The sequence below is a fragment of the Paracidovorax wautersii genome, assembly GCF_031453675.1.
In the GTDB taxonomy this organism is placed as follows: domain Bacteria; phylum Pseudomonadota; class Gammaproteobacteria; order Burkholderiales; family Burkholderiaceae_C; genus Paracidovorax.
On sequence record NZ_JAVIZX010000001.1, the window covers coordinates 3882097 to 3902741 of the forward strand.

The following is a 20645-nucleotide window of genomic DNA, read 5'->3' on the forward strand; positions in this document are numbered from 1 at the left end:
TTTAGCGGTGCCGGCCCGCCACCCGCCGGCTGGCTGCAGGGAATGGGACCGGGTGGGATAATTCGGCCCCATGAGCATCAACATCAAAGACGCCGCGGGCATCGCGGGCATGCGCGAAGCGTGCCGGCTCGCCTCGGAAGTGCTGGACTACATCGCGCCCCACATCCGTCCCGGCATCACCACCAAGGACGTCGACCGCCTGGGCGCCGAATGCATGGCCCAGCAGGGCACCGTGTCCGCCACCATCGGCTACCAGCCGCCGGGCTATCCGCCCTACCCCGGCCACCTGTGCACCTCGCTCAACAACGTGGTCTGCCACGGCATCCCGAACGACAAGCCCCTGAAGAAGGGCGACATCATGAACGTGGACGTCACCGTGATCACCAAGGACGGCTGGTACGGCGACAACAGCCGCATGTACCTGATCGGCGACGTCTCCATCGCGGCCAAGCGGCTGTGCGCGTTGACCTTCGACGCCATGTGGCTGGGCATCCAGCAGGTCAAGCCGGGCGCGCGCCTGGGCGACGTGGGCCATGCCATCCAGAAGTTCGCCGAGGGGCATGGCCTGTCGGTGGTGCGCGAGTTCTGCGGCCACGGCATCGGCCAGAAGTTCCATGAGGAGCCGCAGGTGCTGCACTACGGCCGCCCCGGCACGCTGGAAGAGCTGGTGCCGGGCATGGTCTTCACGATCGAACCCATGCTCAACGCAGGCCGCCGCGAGGTGAAGGAACACGGCAACGACGGCTGGACCATCGTCACCAAGGACCGCAGCCTGTCGGCCCAATGGGAGCACACCGTCCTCGTCACCGAGACGGGCTACGAGGTGATGACCCTGTCGGCGGGCTCCCCGCCGTTGCCTCCGTTCGTGACCGCCACGCGCACCTGACGGCCAGCCGCCACACGGTGGCGGCCGCCTCCCGGGGTCACGTTCGGCGTGTCCATCGCATGTTTCTTGCATGATGCCGCTGCCATGTCCCTTCGCACGCCCTCGCCCCCTTCCACTCCCGCCTGCCTGGCGGAGCTGCACTCTCTGCGCGATACCTACCGGCGGGACAAGGCCGCACTGCTGGCCTCGCTGGCATCCGCCGGCGCCTCCACGCGCAGCATCCGCACATTGCTGGCGCGGCTGTCGGCACTGACGGACCGGCTGCTGTGCCAGCTCTGGCACCGGGCCGGCCTGCCGCAAGACGTGGTCCTGGCGGCGGTCGGTGGCTACGGCCGTGCGCAGCTGTTTCCACACTCTGACGTCGACGTGCTGGTGCTGCTGCCCGCAACGGCCGACTCTGGCGACTGCGGCCCGCTGCGCGCGCCGATCGAGGCCTTCATCGGCAGCTGCTGGGATGCGGGGCTGGAGATCGGCTCCAGCGTGCGCACCGTGGCCGAATGCCTCACCGAGTCCGCCGCCGACGTCACCGTGCAAACCTCGCTGCTGGAGGCCCGGCGCATCTGCGGCAGCCAGGCGCTGTTCGACGAGTTCAGGGTGCGCTACGACCAGCAGATGGACCCCGCCGCCTTCCTCGTCGCCAAGACGCTGGAGATGCGCCAGCGCCACAACAAGTACGAGAACACGCCCTACTCCCTGGAGCCCAACTGCAAGGAATCCCCGGGCGGCCTGCGCGATCTGCAGACCGTGCTGTGGGTGGCGCGCGCAGCCGGCCTCGGCAGCCACTGGAGCGAGCTGGCTGCCAGCGGCCTGGCCACGCCGCTCGAGGTGAATGCCATCGAGCGCACGGAAGCGCTGTTGTTCCTGATCCGCACCCGCCTGCATGCCATTGCGGGCCGGCACGAAGACCGGTTGGTGTTCGACCTGCAGACCGCCGTGGCCGAGGCTTTCGGCTACCGCTCCACCTCGCCCGACGGCAAGCGCCTGGCCATGCGCGCCAGCGAGACGCTGATGCGCCGCTACTACTGGGCCGCCAAGGCCGTGTCCCAGCTCAGCCAGATCCTGCTGCTGAACATCGAGGAACGGCTCAGCCCCTCCACGCACGAGCTGCGCCGCATCAACGATCGCTTCTTCGACAAGGCCGGCCTGATCGAGGTCGCCAGCGACGACCTGTACGAGAAGCATCCGCACGCCATCCTCGAAACCTTCCTGCTCTACGAGACCACGCCCGGCCTGCAGGACCTGTCGGTGCGCACGCTGCGCGCGCTGTACAACGCACGGGGCGTGATGGACGCGGCCTTCCGCCGCGATCCGGTCAACCGCGCCAACTTCATGCGCATCCTCAAGCAGCCGTCGGGCATCACCCACGCCATGCGGCTGATGAACCAGACCTCGGTGCTGGGGCGCTACCTGTGGCCGTTCCGGCGCATCGTCGGGCAGATGCAACACGACCTGTTCCACGTCTACACCGTGGACCAGCACATCCTGATGGTGCTGCGCAACGTGCGCCGCTTCTTCATGCCCGAGCACGCGCATGAGTACCCCTTCTGCTCGCAATTGGCCGGTGGCTGGGACAAGCCGTGGCTGCTTTATCTGGCCGCGCTGTTCCACGACATCGGCAAGGGCCGCGGCGGCGACCACTCCAAGATCGGTGCCGAGGAAGTGCGCCACTTCTGTCGCCAGCACGGCGTGGGCAAGGACGATGCGGCCCTCGTCGAATTCCTGGTCAGCGAGCATCTGGCCATGAGCCAGGTGGCGCAGAAGCAGGATCTGTCGGACCCCGACGTGATCGGTGCCTTCGCGCGCCGGGTGGGCAACGAGCGCAACCTGACAGCGCTGTACCTGCTGACCGTGGCCGACATCCGCGGCACCAGCCCCAAGGTCTGGAACGCCTGGAAGGGCAAGCTGCTGGAAGACCTGTACCGCGCCACGCTGCGCACCCTGGGCGGCCGCGCACCCGACGCCGCCGCCGAAATCGAAGCCCGCAAGCGCGAGGCGCTGGTGCTGCTGGCACTGAGCGCCCAGCCTTTCGAGGCCCACAAGAAGCTGTGGGACACGCTCGACGTGGGTTACTTCATGCGCCACGAGGCAGCCGACATCGCCTGGCACACGCGCCATCTCTCGCGCTTCGTGGGTTCCGCCAAGCCGGTGGTACGGGCACGCCAGTCGCTGGCGGGCGAGGGACTGCAGGTCATGGTCTATGCGGCGGATCAGCCCGACCTGTTCGCCCGCATCTGCGGCTACTTCGACCGGGCGGGCTTCAGCATCCTGGACGCGCGTGTGCACACGGCGAACAACGGCTACGCGCTGGACACGTTCCAGGTCGTGGCCTCCGACCAGGCCGGGCACTACCGCGAGCTGACCAACATGGTGGAAAACGGCCTGGTGCAGGCCATCGAGGAAGGCGGCCCCCTGCCCGAGCCGGCCCGACGGCGCGTGTCGCGGCGCGTGAAGAGCTTTCCCATCGCGCCCCGCGTGGCACTGCGCCCGGACGAAAAGGCACAACGCTGGCTCATCAGTATCTCTGCCAGCGACCGCGCGGGCCTGCTGTACCTGGTGGCGCGGGTGCTGTCGCAGCACCACCTCAGCGTGCAACTGGCCAAGGTCAGCACGCTGGGCGAGCGCGTCGAAGACACCTTCCTGGTGCAAGGGCCCGAACTGCAGAACAACGCGCGGCAGATCCAGATCGAGACCGAGCTGCTCGACACGTTGTCCGCGCACTGATTGCTACGCTTTATATAGCATCATGCGCTTATTCATGAAGCGCTGCAGCCTGTTTGATACGCAACAGGTCGACGTCAGTCATCCTCTGCCGCATCGATGCCGGGGAACAGCACCTCGGTGTAGCCGAACTGCGTGAAGTCGCGCACCCGCATCGGATAGAGCTTGCCCACGAGGTGATCGCATTCATGCTGCACCACACGCGCATGGAAGCCCTCAGCCACGCGGTCAATGGGGTCGCCGTACGGGTCCACGCCGGTATAGCGAATGCGCGACCAACGCGGCACCAGCCCGCGCAGGCCCGGCACCGACAGGCAACCCTCCCAGTCACTGTCTTCCTCCGGACCCAGGGGCGTGATCACCGGATTGATCAGCACCGTGGGTGGAACGAGAGGCCGGTCCGGATAGCGCGGATTGCGGTCGTTGGAGCCGAAGATGACGAGTTGAAGGTCCACGCCGATCTGCGGCGCCGCCAGCCCTGCCCCGTTCACCGACTGCATGGTCTCCCGCATGTCGCGCACCAGCAGGTGCAGCGCATCGGTATCGAACTCCGTCACAGGCTGGGCCACCCGCAGCAAGCGCGGATCGCCCATCTTCAGAATGGTGTGAATGGTCATGGGAATGCAGTGGGGGATAGATGGCAGCGGCTCCCAAGTCCTTGAACGCCGCCACACGTGACACGGACCGCAGCATAACCCTGTGTGCCCCGACAGACGCGCCCATGCAGGGCACAATCCACAGGCCATGCAGGAACCGCAGCCGCCCCTCCCTCCGCCTCCCCAACATAAACGCCTGCCGCTGGTTGCACGCTGGCTCCTGCTGCTGTTCGCTGCACTGTGCCTGGTGATGGGTGTGATCGGCATTTTCGTGCCCGGCCTGCCGACAACGGTCTTCATCCTGATGGCAGGCTGGGCAGCCGCCCGTAGCTCACCGCGCTTGCACGCCTGGTTGTGGCGCCACCCGCTCTTCGGATCCATTCTGCGCAACTGGGCCAACGGCGGCCGGGTGAGCCGTCGCGCCAAGTGGAGCGCAACCCTTCTGATGGCCCTGTGCGCCGTCGTTCTGATCGTGAGCAGCGCCCCGCGCTGGGTTGCACTCACGGCATCACTGTGCATGGGCTGCGTTCTGCTCTGGCTCTGGCGCCGGCCCGAACCGCCGTCGGTGCCGTAGGGCCGCACGCCAAGGCACCCCATCGCCTGGGCTTCGCTTTTCCTAAGAGCCCCATTTTTGTGTATATAATCTAAGTCTTGTTCCTCGATAGCTCAGTCGGTAGAGCGCCGGACTGTTAATCCGTAGGTCCCTGGTTCGAGCCCAGGTCGAGGAGCCAAGATTTTTGTCTTGTGCTTAGTCAACATCACAAGATCAACCGACATTCGACATACCGAATATTCCTCGATAGCTCAGTCGGTAGAGCGCCGGACTGTTAATCCGTAGGTCCCTGGTTCGAGCCCAGGTCGAGGAGCCAAACAAATGCCACCCTAGGGTGGCATTTTTTATTTCCAGATAGGCATTCACCGCTGGCCACGGACGTCGCCCACTTCACAGCGCCCCGCTTAACAGAACCACGTCCAATCTCAACCGACTGCAGCGGATAGTGACACCTTCTACACAAGTAGATGAGCGCGCAATTGAGACGCCAAACAACACCGGCAGCGGACAAAGAAAAACCGCCACAGCCCGGGTGATCCGGAGTGTGGCGGTGTCTTGGGTGGTGGAGCTGGGGGGAATTGAACCCCCGTCCGCAAGCCTTCTTCGGGCAGATCTACATGTTTAGCGGTCTGTTTTGAATCTCACTCCCGACATCGCGCAGTCGCACGCTATGCCGGAAGCCAGCACCCTTGGATCTCGCTCAACACCAAGGTACCCGGTGCCAAGCCAGCTGATGTGAATAACCTTGCAGCCGGGAGGCCTTGCGGCCCCCTTGCCCAGCCCATCAGCGTGCTGTTGCAAGGCTCACCGGTTATTAAGCGGCGAGTGCGAAACGTTCGTCGTTTGCAGTTAGTTTTTTGAATGCAGATTTACGAGCGCCACTCAAGCTCGACATGCACCACGCCGATTCCGAACCCACGTCGAAACCAGGGCAGCCCCTTGTCATCCATTTTAGTCCCAGCCCAGCCATTTCAAGAGCTCGACTGGAGATTTAATCAGGACGTCCGCTTTCCACGACGCCGGATCCTTGGCGGCCAGATAGCCCCAGGTGGCCGCAGCAGTTCGCATTCCTGCCGCACGACCTGCTTCGATGTCACGCTCATCGTCGCCCACGTACACACAGCGCCCGGGATCCACCCCCAACCGACGGGCAGCCTCGAACAAGGGCTCCGGATGCGGCTTGGAGTGTGGCGTGGTGTCGCCGCTCACGACGGTACCCGCGCTAGCGAAAAGCGGCAACGCGGCAGTCAAGGGCTCTGAAAATCGGGCCGCCTTGTTCGTCACCACCCCCCAAGGCACCGACCGCAGACGCAGGGCGGCGATCAGTTCCGGCACTTCCGCAAATATGACCGTTCGATCGTGGAGGCAGGCTTCGTAATTGCGAAAGAACTCTTCTCGCAATGACAAGAAGTCAACGTGGTCCGGCCCCATGCCAAACGCGACAGCCAACATGCCGCGCGCTCCGGCTCCAGCCATGGGCCGATAAAGCTCGTATGCCAGCGACGGCAGGCCACGGTCCGTTCGCAATTTGTCGGCTGCCGCACCCAGATCGGGTGCGCTGTCGACCAATGTGCCATCCAGATCGAAAAGGATGGCATCCACGCCGCCGAATGCACCTATCTTCATGCTGCAGGGCGCTTGGTGGCAAACATATAGTTCACGCTCAAATCGGCGCTCAGCCAATAACGCCCCGTCACCGGATTGTGCTCCAGCCCCTTGGTTTGCAAAACGTCCAGTTGCGCCCCACGGCAAGCAGACGCCAATTCGCTCGGGCGGATCAGCTTTCCATACTCGTGCGTCCCCTGCGGGAGCATTTTGAGCAGATATTCAGCCCCCACGATGGCCAACAAAAAGGCCTTGGCATTCCGGTTGATGGTCGAGAAGAAAACCCATCCACCGGGTTTGACCAGTTCGGCGCAAGCCCTCACCACAGACGCAGGGTCGGGCACGTGCTCAAGCATCTCCATGCAGGTCACGCTGTCGAAGGCACCCGGCATCTCGCGCGCCAAAGCCTCCACACTGATCTCTCGGTACTGCACGTTGGGCGTGCTGGCCTCGACAGCATGCAACTGGGCCACCCGGAGAGCCTTGGTCGCCAGGTCGATCCCCAGCACCTCCGCCCCGCTGCGCGCCATGGAGTCGGACAAAATGCCTCCGCCACAACCTACGTCCAAGACCTTCTGGCCCTGCAGAGGCGAGAGACCATTGATCCACTCCAGCCGAAGCGGGTTGATCTGGTGCAGAGGCTTGAATTCGCTTTCGGGGTCCCACCACCGATGGGCAAGTTCCGAGAATTTGGCCAGTTCAGCCGGGTCGGCATTCAAGGTTTCACTCATATCTTGATTGTCCCATCAGGAACCAAATGGGCATAAAAAAAGCCCCGTCGCCGGGGCTTTTCTTTGACCTGGGAAGATCAGTTGGAGGCGCGGGTGCCCACCACTTCGATTTCCACGCGACGGTTCTTCGCGCGGCCTTCCTTCGTCTTGTTGTCGGCGATAGGCTGCTTCTCGCCCTTGCCTTCGGTGTACACGCGGTTCTTTTCCACGCCCTTGGACACCAGGTACGCCTTCACGGCTTCGGAACGACGGACCGACAGCTTCTGGTTGTAGGCATCGCTACCGATGGAGTCGGTGTGACCCACGGCGATGATCACTTCCAGGTTGATACCCTTGATCTTGGACACCAGATCGTCCAGCTTGGCCTTGCCTTCAGGCTTCAGCACGGACTTGTCGAAGTCGAAGAACGCGTCGGCAGCGTAGGTCACTTTCGTGGCCACTGCGGGAGCAGGAGCGGGTGCCGGAGCGGGAGCCGGGGCGGCCGCAACGGGAGGAGCCACCGGAGCTGCGGCAGGAACCACCAGAGCGCCGTCGCAGCCAACAGCTGCCGTAGCAGGCGTCCAGCTCGCATTGCGCCAGCACAGTTCGTTGGTGCCGTTCTTCCACACCAGTTCGCCCGTGCCGTTTTGCCAGTTGTCGACGACCTTGCCGCCGTCAGCTGCCTGCACTTGAGCGCCGGCCGAGGTCGCAATCACGGCAGAGGCCAACAACATCGCCACTTTGTTCAGTTTCTTCATGGTTCTCCTCTTGGGGAAAAAGCCGCAGCCGGGCTGCGAATCAGGGACGTCGTCAGTGACCATCACTAAAAACGTTGAAATGATTGTGCCATACGTAACAACCCAAACGCCGCTCCGGTCCAGCCCCAACCGTAGGACAAAAGCGCAATACCCCCGGATGTGTTGCTAAGCTGCGACAGGCTCTTGGAACTAAAATGATCGCCTCCCGCCGCCCTCAAAGTCGCTATGACCCAGTTCGCTAAAGAAACCCTGCCCATCAGCCTAGAAGAAGAGATGCGGCGCAGCTATCTCGATTACGCCATGAGCGTGATCGTGGGTCGGGCACTGCCAGATGCGCGAGACGGTTTGAAGCCGGTCCATCGGCGCGTGCTGTTTGCCATGCACGAACTGAATAACGACTGGAACCGTCCATATAAGAAGTCTGCGCGTATCGTGGGCGACGTGATTGGTAAGTACCACCCGCACGGCGACAGTGCGGTGTACGACACCATCGTTCGCATGGCCCAGGACTTTTCGCTGCGCCACATGCTGGTGGACGGCCAGGGCAACTTCGGATCGGTGGACGGTGATAACGCTGCGGCCATGCGCTACACCGAAATCCGGCTCGCGAAGATCGCCCACGAAATGCTGGGTGACATCGACAAGGAAACCGTCGACTTCGGCCCCAACTACGACGGCTCGGAGAAAGAACCGCTGGTTCTGCCCAGCAAGCTGCCCAATCTGCTGGTGAACGGCTCGGCAGGTATTGCCGTGGGCATGGCCACCAACATTCCGCCGCACAACCTGAACGAAGTGGTGGATGCCTGCCTGCACATGCTGCGCAATCCGGAAGCCTCGATCGACGAACTGATGGAAATCATTCCGGCGCCTGACTTCCCTACGGCCGGGATCATCTACGGCATCAACGGCGTGAAGGACGGCTACCGCACGGGCCGCGGCCGCGTGATCATGCGCGCCAAGTGCCACTTCGAGGACATCGACCGCGGCCAGCGCCAGGCGATCATCGTCGACGAGCTGCCGTACCAGGTCAACAAGAAGACGCTGCAGGAGCGCATGGCCGAGTTGGTGCACGAGAAGAAGATCGAGGGCATCAGCCACATCCAGGACGAGTCCGACAAGTCGGGCATGCGTCTGGTGATCGAGCTCAAGCGCGGCGAAGTACCCGAGGTGGTACTGAACAACCTGTACAAGCAGACGCAGCTGCAGGACACCTTCGGCATGAACATGGTGGCGCTGGTCGACGGCCAGCCCCGCCTGTGCAACCTGAAGGACCTGATCGTCGTCTTCCTGCAGCACCGCCGCGAAGTGGTGACGCGCCGGACGGTGTTCGAGTTGCGCAAGGCGCGCGATCGCGGCCATGTGCTGGAAGGCCTGGCCGTCGCCTTGGCCAACATCGACGACTTCATTGCCATCATCCGCAACGCGCCCACGCCCCCCGTGGCCAAGGCGGAGCTGATGACCCGGTCCTGGGACAGCAAGCTCGTACGTGAAATGCTGACCCGCACCCGTGCCGACGGCGGCGTGGTCAGCGCCGATGACTACCGCCCCGAGGGCCTGGAGCGCGAGTTCGGCATGGGCCAGGACGGCCTCTACCGGCTGTCGGACACCCAGGCCCAGGAAATCCTGCAGATGCGGCTGCAGCGCCTGACCGGACTGGAGCAGGACAAGATCGTGGCCGAGTACAAGGACGTCATGGCGGTCATCGAAGACCTGCTGGACATCCTGTCCAAGCCCGAGCGCGTGTCGACCATCATTGGCGACGAGCTCACCTCGATCAAGCAGGAGTTCGGACAGCACAAGCTGGGCGCACGCCGCAGCATCGTCGAGCACAGCGCACAGGACCTCTCCACCGAAGACCTGATCACCCCGACCGACATGGTGGTGACGCTGTCGCACACCGGTTACATCAAGAGCCAGCCCCTGTCCGAGTACCGCGCTCAGAAGCGCGGCGGCCGCGGCAAACAGGCCACGGCCACCAAGGAAGACGACTGGATCGACCAGCTCTTCATCGCCAACACGCACGACTACATCCTGTGCTTCTCCAACCGCGGCCGCCTTTACTGGCTCAAGGTGTGGGAAGTGCCCGCCGGCTCGCGCGGCTCGCGCGGCCGTCCCATCGTCAACATGTTCCCGCTGCAGGACGGCGAGAAGATCAACGTCGTGCTGCCGCTCACCGGCGACATGCGCACCTTCCCGGCCGACCGCTTCGTGTTCATGGCGACCAGCATGGGCACCGTGAAGAAGACGGCGCTGGATGAGTTCAGCAATCCGCGCAAGGGCGGCATCATCGCCGTCAACCTCGATGATGGCGACTACCTCATCGGCGCGGCGCTCACGGATGGCAAGCACGACGTGATGCTGTTCAGTGATGGCGGCAAGGCCGTGCGCTTCGACGAGAACGACGTGCGCCCGCTGGGCCGGGCTGCGCGCGGCGTGCGCGGCATGATGCTGGAGGATGGCCAAAGCGTCATCGCCATGCTGGTGGCCGAGGACGAAACGCAGAGCGTGCTGACCGCCACCGAAAACGGCTACGGCAAGCGCACCAGCATCGTCGAGTACACGCGCCACGGCCGTGGCACCAAGGGGATGATCGCCATCCAGCAGAGCGAACGCAACGGCAAGGTCGTGGCCGCCACGCTGGTGCATGCGGACGATGAGATCATGCTCATCACGGACAAGGGCGTGCTGGTGCGCACCCGCGTATCGGAGATCCGCGAACTGGGCCGTGCCACCCAGGGCGTGACGCTGATCGCTCTGGACGAAGGCTCGCAATTGAGCGGCCTGCAGCGCATCGTGGAAAACGACGCGAACGTGGCGGATGCCGATGCCGACGCTCCGGATGCCCAGGAGACGCCGCCGGCCGGCGAAGCCTGAACCTGCCCTGCCTTGCAAGGCGCCCCGCTGCGCGGGGCGTTTTGCTACGGATAATATAGCTGCATGCGCTTATGCATCAAGCGCCAGCGCCCTGTTTGATGTCAAAGACCATGAACCGCCCGTACAACTTTTCCGCCGGCCCTGCCGCCATCCCCGCCGAAGTCCTGGAGACCGCCGCCGCCGAGATGCTGGACTGGCATGGCAGTGGCATGGGCGTGATGGAAATGAGCCACCGCGGCAAGGAGTTCATTGCCATCTACGAGCAGGCGGAAGCCGATCTGCGCGAACTGCTGGCCGTCCCGGCCCACTTCAAGATCCTGTTCATGCAAGGCGGCGGCCTGGCCGAAAACGCCATCGTCCCGCTGAACCTGTCCCGCGCCGCCACGGTGGATGTCGTCGTGACGGGCAGCTGGAGCCAGAAGTCGCAGAAGGAAGCGCGCAAGTACGCCTCCGAGGTGCGCGTGGTGGCCTCCGGCGAAGGCAGCCACTTCACCACCCTGCCCGATCCTTCCACCTGGCAACTCAGCCGTGGCGCCAGCTACGTGCACCTGTGCAGCAACGAGACCATCCACGGCGTCGAGTTCCATGAGCTGCCGGACCTGCAGGCGCTGGGCAGCGACGCGCCGCTGGTCATCGACTTTTCTTCGCACGTCGCCTCCCGGCCCGTGGACTGGTCGCGCGTGGGCCTGGCCTTCGGCGGTGCACAGAAGAACCTGGGGCCGGCCGGCCTCACCCTGGTCATCGTGCGCGAAGATCTGTTGGGCCACGCCCTGCCCGCCTGCCCCAGCGCATTCGACTACAAGGTGGTGGCCGATAACCAGTCCATGTTCAACACGCCGCCCACCTGGGGCATCTACATGGCCGGTCTGACCTTCCAATGGCTCAAACGCCAGAAGGAAGGCGACGCCACGGGCATCGCGGCCATGGAGCGCCGCAACATCGCCAAGGCGCAGCTGCTCTACAGCTACATCGACCAGTCGCAGCTCTACCTGAACAAGGTGGCACCCAACGCGCGCTCGCGGATGAACATCCCCTTCTTCCTGCGCGACGAGTCCCGCAACGACGCGTTCCTGGCGGGCGCCAAGGAACGCGGCCTGCTGCAGCTCAAGGGCCACAAGTCCGTGGGCGGCATGCGGGCCAGCCTCTACAACGCCATGCCGCTGGCCGGCGTCGAGGCGCTGGTGTCCTACATGCGAGAATTCGAGCAGCACCAGGCCTGAGCCGCGCGCGCGAACACGGCGCTCCCGCCGGCTGCACACGCGCCCGGCCGGCCTCCCCTGTAGACGGCTGCGCCGCGGCCGCACACACCAAATTCCGATGTCCTCTCCCCAAACCTCTCCCGACCTGTCCAGCCTGCGCGTGCAGATCGACAACATCGACCAGCAGCTGCTCACGCTGCTGAACCAACGCGCTCTGGTGGCCGAGCGGGTGGGCGAAGTCAAGAAGCGCGAGGGCACGCCTTTCTTCCGCCCGGACCGCGTAGCCCAGGTGATCGACAAGATCCAGCACGCCAACCCCGGCCCGCTGAAGGGCGCGCACGTGACGGCCATCTGGCGCGAGATCATGTCTGCCTGTCTGGCGCTGGAATCGCCGCAGCGCGTGGCCGTGCTGGGCCCGGCCGGTACGTTCTGCGAACAGGCAGCCGTCGAATTCTTCGGCGGTGCCGCAGACCTGATGTACTGCGCCAACTTCGACGAGGTGTTCCACGCCACGGCGGCCGGCAGCGCGCAGTACGGCGTGGTCGGCGTCGAGAATTCGGTCGAGGGCGTCGTCACGCGCTCGCTCGACCTGTTCCTGCACACGCCTTGCCATGTCGTCGGCGAGGTCAGCCTGCTCGTGCGACACAACCTGCTGCGCCAATCGAACGCGCTGGAAGGCATCGAAGTGGTGCTGGCCCATCCGCAGGCGCTGGCCCAGTGCCAGGCCTGGCTGACCAAGCACCTGCCGCATGCCGAGCGGCGGCCCGTCTCCAGCAACGCCGAAGGCGCCCGTCTGGCCGCCACCAACCCTGCGTGGGCGGGCATTGCCAGCGAGCGCGCGGCATCGCAGTTCGGCCTGCACATCGTGTCGCACGCCATCCAGGACGATGCCTACAACCGCACGCGCTTCGCCATCATCTGTCTGCCGCACACGCTGCAGACGCCGCCGGCCAGCGGCAAGGACTGCACCAGCCTGGTGGTCTCCGTGCCCAACCGGCCCGGCGCCGTGCACGATCTGCTGGTGCCGTTGAAGACCCATGGCGTGTCGATGACGCGCTTCGAGTCGCGCCCCGCCCGCACGGGCCAGTGGGAGTATTACTTCTACATCGACCTGGACGGCCACCCCTCGCAGTCCCATGTGGCACGCGCGCTGGAAGAGCTGCGCAGCCTGTGCGCTTTCTACAAGGTGCTGGGTTCCTACCCGGTGGCGCCATGAGCGGGAATGCCAACGGCGGGGCCGCCTGCGCGATGTGCCTCACGCGCGCCGGGAGCCGGCATGTTTGAGCAACTGGGCCTCATCGGCTGCGGCCTCATGGGCGGCTCCTTCGCGCTGGCCCTGAAAAAGGCCGGGCTGGTGAAGCGCGTGGTGGGCTACAGCAAATCGCCCTCCACCACGGACCGCGCGCGGCAGCTCGGGGTGATCGACGTCGAAGCGCCCTCGGCGCTGCTCGCCGTGGCCGGTGCGGACATCGTTCTGCTGGCCGTTCCGGTCGCCGCCACGGAATCGACGCTCAAGGCCATCAAGCACCTGGTGACGCCGCAGATGCTCATCATGGACGTGGGCTCCACCAAGGGCGACGTCGTGGCCGCGGCCCGCAGCGCGCTACGCGACCAGATCGGCTCTTTCGTGCCGGCGCACCCCATCACGGGGCGCGAAGTGTCCGGGGTTGAGTACGCCGATGCCGATCTGTACAGCGGCCGCCAAGTCATCCTGACGCCCATCGAACGCACGCTCACCCTGCAGCTACGCCGCGCCGAGGAAACCTGGGCCGCCCTGGGCTGCCGTGTGCAGAGCATGTCGCCCGAGTCGCATGACGCCGCCTTTGCGGCCGTCAGCCACCTGCCGCACCTGCTGGCGTTCGCCATGATGAACAGCATCACCGCCCAGCCCGAAGGCGATGCCTTCCTGTCGCTGGCCGGGCCCGGCTTCCGCGATTTCACGCGCATCGCCGCAGGCGATCCGAAAATGTGGCGCGACATCCTGCTGGCCAACCGCGAGGAACTGCTGACGCAGTCCAAGCTGTTCCAGCTGGCACTGCAGCAGTTCGAGCACGCCATGAAGAAGGACGACGCGCAGGCTGTCGAAGACATGATCACCCTGGCCAGCGAGACCCGGGCGCACTGGCGCATGGGTGCGCAGCGCACCTCCAAGCACTCCTGATGTACGACACCGCCTTTCTCGACCTGCCGCCGCTGGCTTCCGCCGGCGGAGAGGTTCTGCTGCCTGGCTCCAAGAGCATCTCCAACCGCGTGCTGCTGCTGGCCGCGCTGAGCGAAGGCACGACCACCATCCACGATCTGCTGGACTCTGACGACACGCGCGTCATGCTCACCGCGCTGCGCGAACTGGGCTGCCAGGTCACGCCCGCCCAGGCCACACCGGGCCAACCCGTGCAGATCACCGGCATCGATGGTGCCCTGCCCAACAATGCGCGCGTGCAATTGTTCCTCGGCAATGCCGGTACCGCCATGCGCCCGCTGACGGCGGCCCTGGCCGTGTTGGGCGGCAGCTTCGAGATGACCGGCGTGCCGCGGATGTACGAGCGCCCCATCGGCGACCTGGTGGACGCCCTGCGGCAGCTGGGCTGCCACATCGACTACCTGGGCAACCCCGGTTTTCCGCCGCTGCGGATCGGCCAGCCCGACTCCAGCCAGCTGAGCGATGCGCCCATCACCGTACGCGGCGATGTTTCCAGCCAGTTCCTGACCTCGCTGCTGATGGCCCTGCCCCTGCTGGCGACGGAACGCGACATTCATATCGAGGTGGTGGGCGAGCTGATCTCCAAGCCCTACATCCACATCACGCTGGAGCTGCTGGCCCGCTTCGGCATCGCTGTGCGCAACGAAGGCTGGCAGCGCTTCGTGATTCCGGCCGGCAGCCGCTACCGCTCGCCCAGCACGATCCATGTCGAGGCCGACGCCTCGTCCGCTAGCTATTTCATAGCGCTTGGCGCAATTGCAGCAAGCGCCGAAGGCCAAAATGGCATCAAAATCCTGGGCGTGGGCCTGGATTCGATCCAGGGCGACATCCGCTTCACGGAAGCCGCCCAGGCCATGGGCGCCGCCATCACCGGCGGGCCCAACTGGCTGCACATCCGGCGCGGCACGTGGCCGCTCAAGGCCATCGACCTGGACTGCAACCACATCCCAGACGCCGCCATGACGCTGGCCGTCATGGCGCTGTACGCCGAAGGGACGACCACGCTGCGCAACATCGCCAGCTGGCGGGTCAAGGAGACCGACCGCATCGCCGCTATGGCGACCGAGCTGCGCAAGCTTGGTGCCACCGTGGAGGAAGGCGCAGACTACCTCCGCGTCACACCGCCCGCCGGCCCGGGCGGCTGGCGCATCGGCAGCATCCACACCTACGACGACCACCGCGTGGCCATGTGCTTCTCGCTGGCGGCCTTCAACCCGGCGGGCCTGCCTGTGCGCATCGAAGACCCGAAGTGCGTCGCCAAGACCTTTCCGGACTACTTCGAGGCGCTGTTCAGCGTCGCCCACACGGCGACCGCGTCCGTGCCCGTGATTTGCATCGACGGTCCCACCGCCTCGGGCAAGGGCACGGTAGCGGCTGCGGTCGCCCGCCGCCTGGGCTACCGCTTCCTCGACTCCGGTGCCATGTACCGCATCACCGCGCTCGCTGCAGCGCGCGCCGGGCTGGCGATCGATGCGCAACACGAACCGCAGATCGCAGCCCTCGCCCGCACCCTGCCCGTGCGCTTCGAGGACGGCCGCATCTGGCTGGGCCAGGACGACGTGACCGATGCCATCCGTACCGAAGAGGCCGGCATGAACGCCTCCCGCGTCTCGGCCCTGCCCTCGGTGCGCGAGGCGCTGGTGGCGCTGCAGCACGGCTTCCGGCGCCTGCCGGGCCTCGTCGCTGACGGGCGCGATATGGGCACGGTGATCTTCCCGGAAGCCCCGCTCAAGGTCTATCTGACCGCCAGCGCCGCCTGCCGCGCGGAGCGCCGGCATAAACAATTGATTTCAAAGGGAATTTCGGCTAACATAGCCGACCTTCGCGCCGACCTAGAGGCGCGCGACGCACGGGACAGTTCTCGCAGCGTGGCGCCCTTGAAGCCTGCCGAAGATGCTTTGGTGCTGGACAACTCCACGCTCACGGTCGATGAGGCCGTTGAACAAGTGGTTGCCTGGTGGCTGGAGCGCCAGCCTTTCGCTACCTGAGCGGGGGCCGGCATCCGAAGCCGCGAGGCCTCGGGCGGGCCCGCACAGCCCCCATCGCGCCTCCAGCGCCCGGCCGTGCGGTTTCACAACCTAACCGCGGTTCTGCCGCAAAAAACCTCCGCAAGCAGCTATAAAAACGATGGCAACGGTGCCACCGGAATCCTGTTTGCGGCTGAGGAAACACATGTCTGAATCTTTTGCCGCCCTTTTTGAAGAGTCGTTGACGCGCACCGAAATGCGCCCAGGCGAAGTCATCACCGCTGAAGTCGTGCGCGTCGAGCACAACTTCGTCGTGGTGAACGCAGGCCTCAAGTCCGAAGCCTACGTGCCCCTGGAAGAGTTCAAGAACGACAAGGGCGAAGTCGAAGTCCAGGTGGGCGATTTCGTCTCCGTGGCCATCGGCTCGATCGAAAACGGTTACGGCGACACCATCCTGTCGCGTGACACCGCCAAGCGCCTGGCTTCGTGGCTGGCGCTGGAAAAGGCCCTGGAATCCGGCGAATTCGTCACCGGCACGACCAGCGGCAAGGTCAAGGGTGGCCTGACGGTGCTGGTCAACGGCATCCGCGCCTTCCTGCCCGGTTCGCTGATCGACACGCGTCCGATCAAGGACCTGACGCCCTACGAAAACAAGACCCTGGAATTCAAGGTCATCAAGCTGGACCGCAAGCGCAACAACGTGGTGTTGTCGCGCCGCGCTGTGGTGGAAGCCTCCATGGGCGAAGAGCGCGCCAAGCTGATGGAAACCCTGAAGGAAGGCTCCATCGTGCAAGGCGTGGTCAAGAACATCACCGAATACGGCGCGTTCGTGGACCTGGGCGGCATCGACGGCCTGCTGCACATCACCGACATGGCATGGCGCCGCGTACGTCACCCCTCGGAAGTGGTGACGGCTGGCCAGGAAATCACGGCCAAGATCCTGAAGTTCGACACCGAAAAGAACCGCGTGTCCCTGGGCCTGAAGCAAATGGGCGACGACCCCTGGATGGGCGTTTCGCGTCGCTATCCTTCGGGCACCCGCCTGTTCGGCAAGGTCACGAACATCGCCGACTACGGCGCGTTCGTGGAACTGGAACCCGGCATCGAAGGCCTGGTCCACGTGTCCGAAATGGACTGGACGAACAAGAACATCGCTCCTTCCAAGCTCGTGTCGCTGGGTGACGAAGTCGAAGTCATGGTCCTCGAGATCGACGAAGACAAGCGCCGCATCAGCCTGGGCATGAAGCAGTGCAAGGCCAACCCCTGGCAAGAGTTCGCCCAGAACACCAAGCGCGGCGACCGCGTGAAGGGCCCGATCAAGTCGATCACCGACTTCGGCGTGTTCGTGGGCCTGGCTGCCGGCATCGACGGCCTGGTGCACCTGTCCGACCTGTCGTGGAACGAGGCTGGTGAAGCCGCTGTCCGCAACTACAAGAAGGGCCAGGAAGTCGAAGCCATCGTGCTGGCCGTGGACGTGGACCGCGAACGCATCTCCCTGGGCATCAAGCAGCTCGACGGCGACCCGTTCACCACGTTCGTGACCGTGAACGACAAGGGCCAGACGGTGACCGGCAAGGTCAAGACCGTGGACGCCCGTGGCGCTGAAATCGACCTCGGCGAAGACATCGTAGGCTACCTGCGCGCTTCGGAAATCTCCCGCGACCGCGTGGAAGATGCCCGCAACGTGCTGAAGGAAGGCGACGAAGTCACGGCCGTGGTGGTGAACGTGGATCGCAAGACCCGCAACATCCAGCTGTCGATCAAGGCCAAGGACATGGCGGACGAGCAAGGCGCCATGGCTTCCCTGTCGCAACAGTCGGCCCGCGAAAGCGCCGGCACGACCAGCCTGGGCGCCCTGCTGCGCGCCAAGCTGGACAACTCCGACAAGTAAGCAAAGCGAAGGCATGCCGGCCGGGCTCTCCGGCTGGCAACGGCGGGCGCCTTGTGCGCCCGCCTCTTTTTGTGAACCACGCAGCTCCTTTCCATGACCCGATCTGACCTCGTCGAAGAACTGGCCGCGCGCTTTGGCCAGCTCACGCAGCGCGACGCCGAGTACGCCGTCAAGACCATCCTGGACGCTGTCGGCGACGCCCTGGTGCGCGGACACCGCATCGAGATCCGAGGCTTCGGCAGCTTTTCGGTCAACCGGCGGCCGCCCCGCATGGGCCGCAATCCCCGCAGCGGCGAGGCCGTGGCCATCCCGGAAAAGCGGGTGCCCCATTTCAAGCCGGGCAAGGCCCTGCGCGAGGCCGTTGATGCCCGCACCGCACAGTTGAAGGACAGGCCAGAAAACGCTATTTAAACAATAGCAAACTGCGCTTATCAGTCCTGCACCGAGGCCACTTTTGACATACAGTTGAACGTTCGCACACCTTAGCCTCTCCGGACGGCAACAGTGCTTGCGACCACCGGCCAGCACTCCTCTTAGAATCTCCCCACCACCCGAGGAGACGCATGAAATACCTCCTGTGGCTGCTCAAGGCAGCCATTTTTTTTACGCTTTTCGCTTTCGCGCTGAACAACCAGCAAGACGCCACCGTCCACCTCTTCTTCGGCACGCACTGGAGCGCGCCGCTGGTGCTGGTGGTGCTCACGGCGTTCGCGGCCGGCCTGATCGTCGGGGTGCTGGGCATGGTCCCGCGCTGGTGGAAGCACCGCAATGCCGCGCGCCGCGCACAGTCTGGCTCCCCCGCCACGGACGCCCCGCCGCCTGACGCAGGCCTGCGCGCCGCCGTCCCCTCCCCCGCCTCTTCCGCCGACCCTCTGGCCTGACCGGCCCGCGCTCCATGGAATTCGATCTCAGCTGGATCCTTCTGGGCCTGCCCCTGGCCTTCGTCCTCGGGTGGCTGGCCTCCCGCTTCGACCTGCGCCAGTTGCGCGAGGAAAACCGGCGCGCGCCCAAGGCGTATTTCAAGGGGCTGAACTTCCTGCTCAACGAGCAGCAGGACCAGGCCATCGACGCCTTCATCGAAGCCGTGCAGAACGACCCCGACACCTCGGAGCTGCACTTTGCGCTCGGCAACCTGTTCCGGCGCCGGGGCGAGTACAACCGCGCCGTGCGGGTGCACGAGCACCTGCTCTCGCGGGGGGACCTGAGCCGCAGCGACCGCGAACGGGCGCAGCATGCGCTGGCACTCGACTTCCTGAAAGCCGGACTGCTCGACCGGGCCGAGGACGCCTTGCGGCGCCTGGAGGGCAGCCCCTTCGAGGGCCAGGCCCGGCTGGCGCTGCTGGCCATCTACGAGCGCTCACGCGACTGGCCCCAGGCGACCGCCATCGCCGGCAAGATGCACGGCTCACACCAGGGCGACTTCAGCACCCGGCAGGCCCATTACCTGTGCGAGCAGGCCCTGGCCCAGGCGGCACACGGCGACCTGCCCGCGGCGCAAGCCCAGCTGCGCGAGGCCATCGCGGCAGCGCCGCAAGCGCCGCGCGCCTACATCGAACTGGCCCGCCTGCAACAGCGCATGGGCCAGCCGGCCGAAGCGCTGGAAACGCTGCTCAGGCTGGAGCAAACCGCGCCCGCCGCCCTGCCCCTGGCTGCGCCACTGCTGGTGGAAGCCGCCCAGGCCACGCAGCGCACCGACGCGGTGTACGACCTGCTGCGGGAGCGCTACGCCCAGGCCCCGTCGCTCGACCTGCTGGAAAGCATCGTGGCGATGGACGCAGCCTCGGGCCAGCCGGACGCGCCGGGCCGCGAATGGTATGTGCGCCATCTGGAGAAGGAGCCCTCGCTCGTTGCTGCCGCGAAATGGCTGGCTGGCGAAAAGCTCGAACACGAGCAGTTCCATCCCCAGATCCAGCGCGCCCTGGACCAAGCAGCCAAGCCGTTGACGCGCTACCGCTGCGCGGCCTGCGGCTTCGAGGCGCGCCAGCATTTCTGGCAGTGCCCTGGGTGCCAGACCTGGGACAGCTACCCTGCCCGCCGGGTGGAAGAGCTGTAAGAGCCTGTTCAAGGCCTGCCGCTGCCTGCCGTGGCGGGGTGCGCGCCCAGGCCCTTGCCCGGCCCGGATCAGTTTCACGTCAGCAAGGCAACCCAACATGGCTTGCGCAGCACCATCGCTGCGCAAGACAAGGGGTGGGTCATGTGGAAAAATTTGCTCGGCTTCATCGCCATGCTGGCGGCCGCCACGGCCTTCGCAGCCGTGGACATCAACAAAGCCTCGGAAGCCGACCTGGACGGCATCAAGGGCATCGGGCCGTCGCTGTCAGGCCGCATTCTGGCGGAGAGAAAGAAGGCGCCTTTCAAGGACTGGGCAGACCTGATCGCGCGGGTCCAGGGCGTGGGTCCAGGCTCCGCCCGCAAGTTTTCTGCCGAGGGGCTCACAGTGAACGGTGCTGGCTTCGACGCCACGCAGGCAGCAGCGGCTGGCGCGGCGGCCCAGCCTGCCAGCCGCTAGGTCGGGCACGAGCGCTGCGGCCCACGCGGACCCGCGCTTCGTGCACCGACGGCAGGCCTGCCGCGCTGCCCCCTGAAAACTGCCCCCTGAAACCTGCTCCGTGGCCCTGCCCGCGGCATCAACAGAGCACCCTGTGCCGCAGTAGCGCCCCGCCCGGTGCGGGCTAGAGCGATTGAAGC

At 65.3% G+C, this 20645-nt stretch carries 17 protein-coding genes, 2 tRNA genes and 1 other RNA gene; 15 read left to right on the forward strand and 5 right to left on the reverse strand.

Features of this window, described 5'->3' with window-relative positions:
- Positions 1 to 70 precede the first annotated feature (70 nt).
- Together map and QE399_RS17450 are read left to right on the forward strand one after the other, a co-directional pair.
- On the forward strand, positions 71 to 886 hold the full coding sequence (gene map, locus QE399_RS17445) for a type I methionyl aminopeptidase (RefSeq protein WP_309830707.1): 816 nt from the start codon (positions 71 to 73) through the stop codon (positions 884 to 886).
- A gap of 84 nt (positions 887 to 970) precedes the next feature.
- Positions 971 to 3607 (forward strand): [protein-PII] uridylyltransferase, encoded by a 2637-nt coding sequence (locus QE399_RS17450; RefSeq protein ID WP_309830708.1) that lies wholly within the window; start codon positions 971 to 973, stop codon positions 3605 to 3607.
- A 74-nt stretch (positions 3608 to 3681) separates the two neighbouring features.
- Here the strand turns inward: QE399_RS17450 and def are convergent, their stop codons facing one another.
- Positions 3682 to 4221: a peptide deformylase gene (gene def / locus QE399_RS17455; RefSeq protein WP_309830710.1), complete on the reverse strand. Its 540-nt coding sequence runs from the start codon at positions 4219 to 4221 to the stop codon at positions 3682 to 3684.
- 127 nt (positions 4222 to 4348) lie between these two features.
- Here def and QE399_RS17460 point away from each other — a divergent pair, with 127 nt between their 5' ends.
- The 3 genes from QE399_RS17460 (at position 4349) to QE399_RS17470 (ending at position 5069) form a co-directional block, all read left to right on the forward strand.
- The gene (locus QE399_RS17460; RefSeq protein WP_309830712.1) at positions 4349 to 4774 is read left to right on the forward strand and encodes a YbaN family protein; all 426 of its coding nucleotides are present in this window, start codon (positions 4349 to 4351) and stop codon (positions 4772 to 4774) included.
- 81 nt (positions 4775 to 4855) lie between these two features.
- Positions 4856 to 4931, forward strand: a tRNA-Asn gene (locus QE399_RS17465).
- A gap of 62 nt (positions 4932 to 4993) precedes the next feature.
- Positions 4994 to 5069 (forward strand) — tRNA-Asn (locus tag QE399_RS17470).
- Between the two features lie 244 nt (positions 5070 to 5313).
- Here QE399_RS17470 and ssrA read toward each other — a convergent pair.
- The 4 genes from ssrA to ompA form a co-directional block, all read right to left on the reverse strand.
- Positions 5314 to 5692: a transfer-messenger RNA gene (gene ssrA / locus QE399_RS17475) on the reverse strand.
- Between the two features lie 12 nt (positions 5693 to 5704).
- Positions 5705 to 6379 carry an HAD family hydrolase gene (locus QE399_RS17480; RefSeq protein WP_309830714.1) on the reverse strand — a complete coding sequence of 225 codons (675 nt, stop codon included), beginning with the start codon at positions 6377 to 6379 and terminating at the stop codon, positions 5705 to 5707.
- Positions 6376 to 7089, reverse strand: a complete 714-nt coding sequence (gene ubiG, locus QE399_RS17485) for a bifunctional 2-polyprenyl-6-hydroxyphenol methylase/3-demethylubiquinol 3-O-methyltransferase UbiG (RefSeq protein ID WP_309830715.1) — start codon at positions 7087 to 7089, stop codon at positions 6376 to 6378. The genes QE399_RS17480 and ubiG overlap by 4 nt, the downstream gene beginning before the upstream one ends.
- 77 nt (positions 7090 to 7166) lie before the next feature.
- Positions 7167 to 7826, reverse strand: coding sequence for an outer membrane protein OmpA (gene ompA, locus QE399_RS17490; protein WP_309830716.1), 660 nt, complete (start codon positions 7824 to 7826; stop codon positions 7167 to 7169).
- 225 nt (positions 7827 to 8051) lie between these two features.
- Between ompA and gyrA the strand changes: the two genes are divergently transcribed.
- The 10 genes from gyrA to QE399_RS17540 all read left to right on the forward strand — a co-directional run bounded on the left by gyrA (position 8052) and on the right by QE399_RS17540 (position 20466).
- Positions 8052 to 10700 carry a DNA gyrase subunit A gene (gene gyrA, locus QE399_RS17495; protein ID WP_309830718.1) on the forward strand — a complete coding sequence of 883 codons (2649 nt, stop codon included), beginning with the start codon at positions 8052 to 8054 and terminating at the stop codon, positions 10698 to 10700.
- A gap of 110 nt (positions 10701 to 10810) precedes the next feature.
- On the forward strand, positions 10811 to 11920 hold the full coding sequence (serC, locus tag QE399_RS17500; protein WP_309830719.1) for a 3-phosphoserine/phosphohydroxythreonine transaminase: 1110 nt from the start codon (positions 10811 to 10813) through the stop codon (positions 11918 to 11920).
- Between the two features lie 97 nt (positions 11921 to 12017).
- The gene (pheA, locus tag QE399_RS17505; protein WP_309830721.1) at positions 12018 to 13115 is read left to right on the forward strand and encodes a prephenate dehydratase; all 1098 of its coding nucleotides are present in this window, start codon (positions 12018 to 12020) and stop codon (positions 13113 to 13115) included.
- A gap of 60 nt (positions 13116 to 13175) precedes the next feature.
- A complete protein-coding gene (locus tag QE399_RS17510; RefSeq protein WP_309830722.1) occupies positions 13176 to 14060 on the forward strand; it encodes a prephenate dehydrogenase in 885 nt (294 codons plus the stop codon).
- Positions 14060 to 16087 carry a bifunctional 3-phosphoshikimate 1-carboxyvinyltransferase/cytidylate kinase gene (locus tag QE399_RS17515; protein WP_309830724.1) on the forward strand — a complete coding sequence of 676 codons (2028 nt, stop codon included), beginning with the start codon at positions 14060 to 14062 and terminating at the stop codon, positions 16085 to 16087. The genes QE399_RS17510 and QE399_RS17515 overlap by 1 nt, the downstream gene beginning before the upstream one ends.
- Before the next feature lie 184 nt (positions 16088 to 16271).
- The gene (rpsA, locus tag QE399_RS17520) at positions 16272 to 17957 is read left to right on the forward strand and encodes a 30S ribosomal protein S1 (RefSeq protein WP_309830726.1); all 1686 of its coding nucleotides are present in this window, start codon (positions 16272 to 16274) and stop codon (positions 17955 to 17957) included.
- A gap of 93 nt (positions 17958 to 18050) precedes the next feature.
- Positions 18051 to 18368, forward strand: a complete 318-nt coding sequence (locus QE399_RS17525) for an integration host factor subunit beta (protein ID WP_309830728.1) — start codon at positions 18051 to 18053, stop codon at positions 18366 to 18368.
- A 152-nt stretch (positions 18369 to 18520) separates the two neighbouring features.
- Complete coding sequence (locus QE399_RS17530; protein WP_309830730.1) at positions 18521 to 18838, forward strand: LapA family protein; 318 nt, start codon at positions 18521 to 18523, stop codon at positions 18836 to 18838.
- Positions 18839 to 18852: 14 nt separating this feature from the next.
- Positions 18853 to 20010, forward strand: coding sequence for a lipopolysaccharide assembly protein LapB (lapB, locus tag QE399_RS17535; protein WP_309830732.1), 1158 nt, complete (start codon positions 18853 to 18855; stop codon positions 20008 to 20010).
- A gap of 54 nt (positions 20011 to 20064) precedes the next feature.
- The gene (locus QE399_RS17540) at positions 20065 to 20466 is read left to right on the forward strand and encodes a ComEA family DNA-binding protein (RefSeq protein ID WP_309830733.1); all 402 of its coding nucleotides are present in this window, start codon (positions 20065 to 20067) and stop codon (positions 20464 to 20466) included.
- Positions 20467 to 20645 lie beyond the last annotated feature (179 nt).

What these genes read in the sequence shown, in the direction of transcription:
- map (WP_309830707.1), top strand. Translation starts at nt 71, where the DNA reads ATGAGCATCAACATCAAAGACGCCGCGGGCATCGCGGGCATGCGCGAA.
- QE399_RS17450 (WP_309830708.1), top strand. Translation starts at nt 971, where the DNA reads ATGTCCCTTCGCACGCCCTCGCCCCCTTCCACTCCCGCCTGCCTGGCG.
- def (WP_309830710.1), bottom strand. Translation starts at nt 4,221, where the DNA reads ATGACCATTCACACCATTCTGAAGATGGGCGATCCGCGCTTGCTGCGG.
- QE399_RS17460 (WP_309830712.1), top strand. Translation starts at nt 4,349, where the DNA reads ATGCAGGAACCGCAGCCGCCCCTCCCTCCGCCTCCCCAACATAAACGC.
- QE399_RS17480 (WP_309830714.1), bottom strand. Translation starts at nt 6,379, where the DNA reads ATGAAGATAGGTGCATTCGGCGGCGTGGATGCCATCCTTTTCGATCTG.
- ubiG (WP_309830715.1), bottom strand. Translation starts at nt 7,089, where the DNA reads ATGAGTGAAACCTTGAATGCCGACCCGGCTGAACTGGCCAAATTCTCG.
- ompA (WP_309830716.1), bottom strand. Translation starts at nt 7,826, where the DNA reads ATGAAGAAACTGAACAAAGTGGCGATGTTGTTGGCCTCTGCCGTGATT.
- gyrA (WP_309830718.1), top strand. Translation starts at nt 8,052, where the DNA reads ATGACCCAGTTCGCTAAAGAAACCCTGCCCATCAGCCTAGAAGAAGAG.
- serC (WP_309830719.1), top strand. Translation starts at nt 10,811, where the DNA reads ATGAACCGCCCGTACAACTTTTCCGCCGGCCCTGCCGCCATCCCCGCC.
- pheA (WP_309830721.1), top strand. Translation starts at nt 12,018, where the DNA reads ATGTCCTCTCCCCAAACCTCTCCCGACCTGTCCAGCCTGCGCGTGCAG.
- QE399_RS17510 (WP_309830722.1), top strand. Translation starts at nt 13,176, where the DNA reads ATGTTTGAGCAACTGGGCCTCATCGGCTGCGGCCTCATGGGCGGCTCC.
- QE399_RS17515 (WP_309830724.1), top strand. Translation starts at nt 14,060, where the DNA reads ATGTACGACACCGCCTTTCTCGACCTGCCGCCGCTGGCTTCCGCCGGC.
- rpsA (WP_309830726.1), top strand. Translation starts at nt 16,272, where the DNA reads ATGTCTGAATCTTTTGCCGCCCTTTTTGAAGAGTCGTTGACGCGCACC.
- QE399_RS17525 (WP_309830728.1), top strand. Translation starts at nt 18,051, where the DNA reads ATGACCCGATCTGACCTCGTCGAAGAACTGGCCGCGCGCTTTGGCCAG.
- QE399_RS17530 (WP_309830730.1), top strand. Translation starts at nt 18,521, where the DNA reads ATGAAATACCTCCTGTGGCTGCTCAAGGCAGCCATTTTTTTTACGCTT.
- lapB (WP_309830732.1), top strand. Translation starts at nt 18,853, where the DNA reads ATGGAATTCGATCTCAGCTGGATCCTTCTGGGCCTGCCCCTGGCCTTC.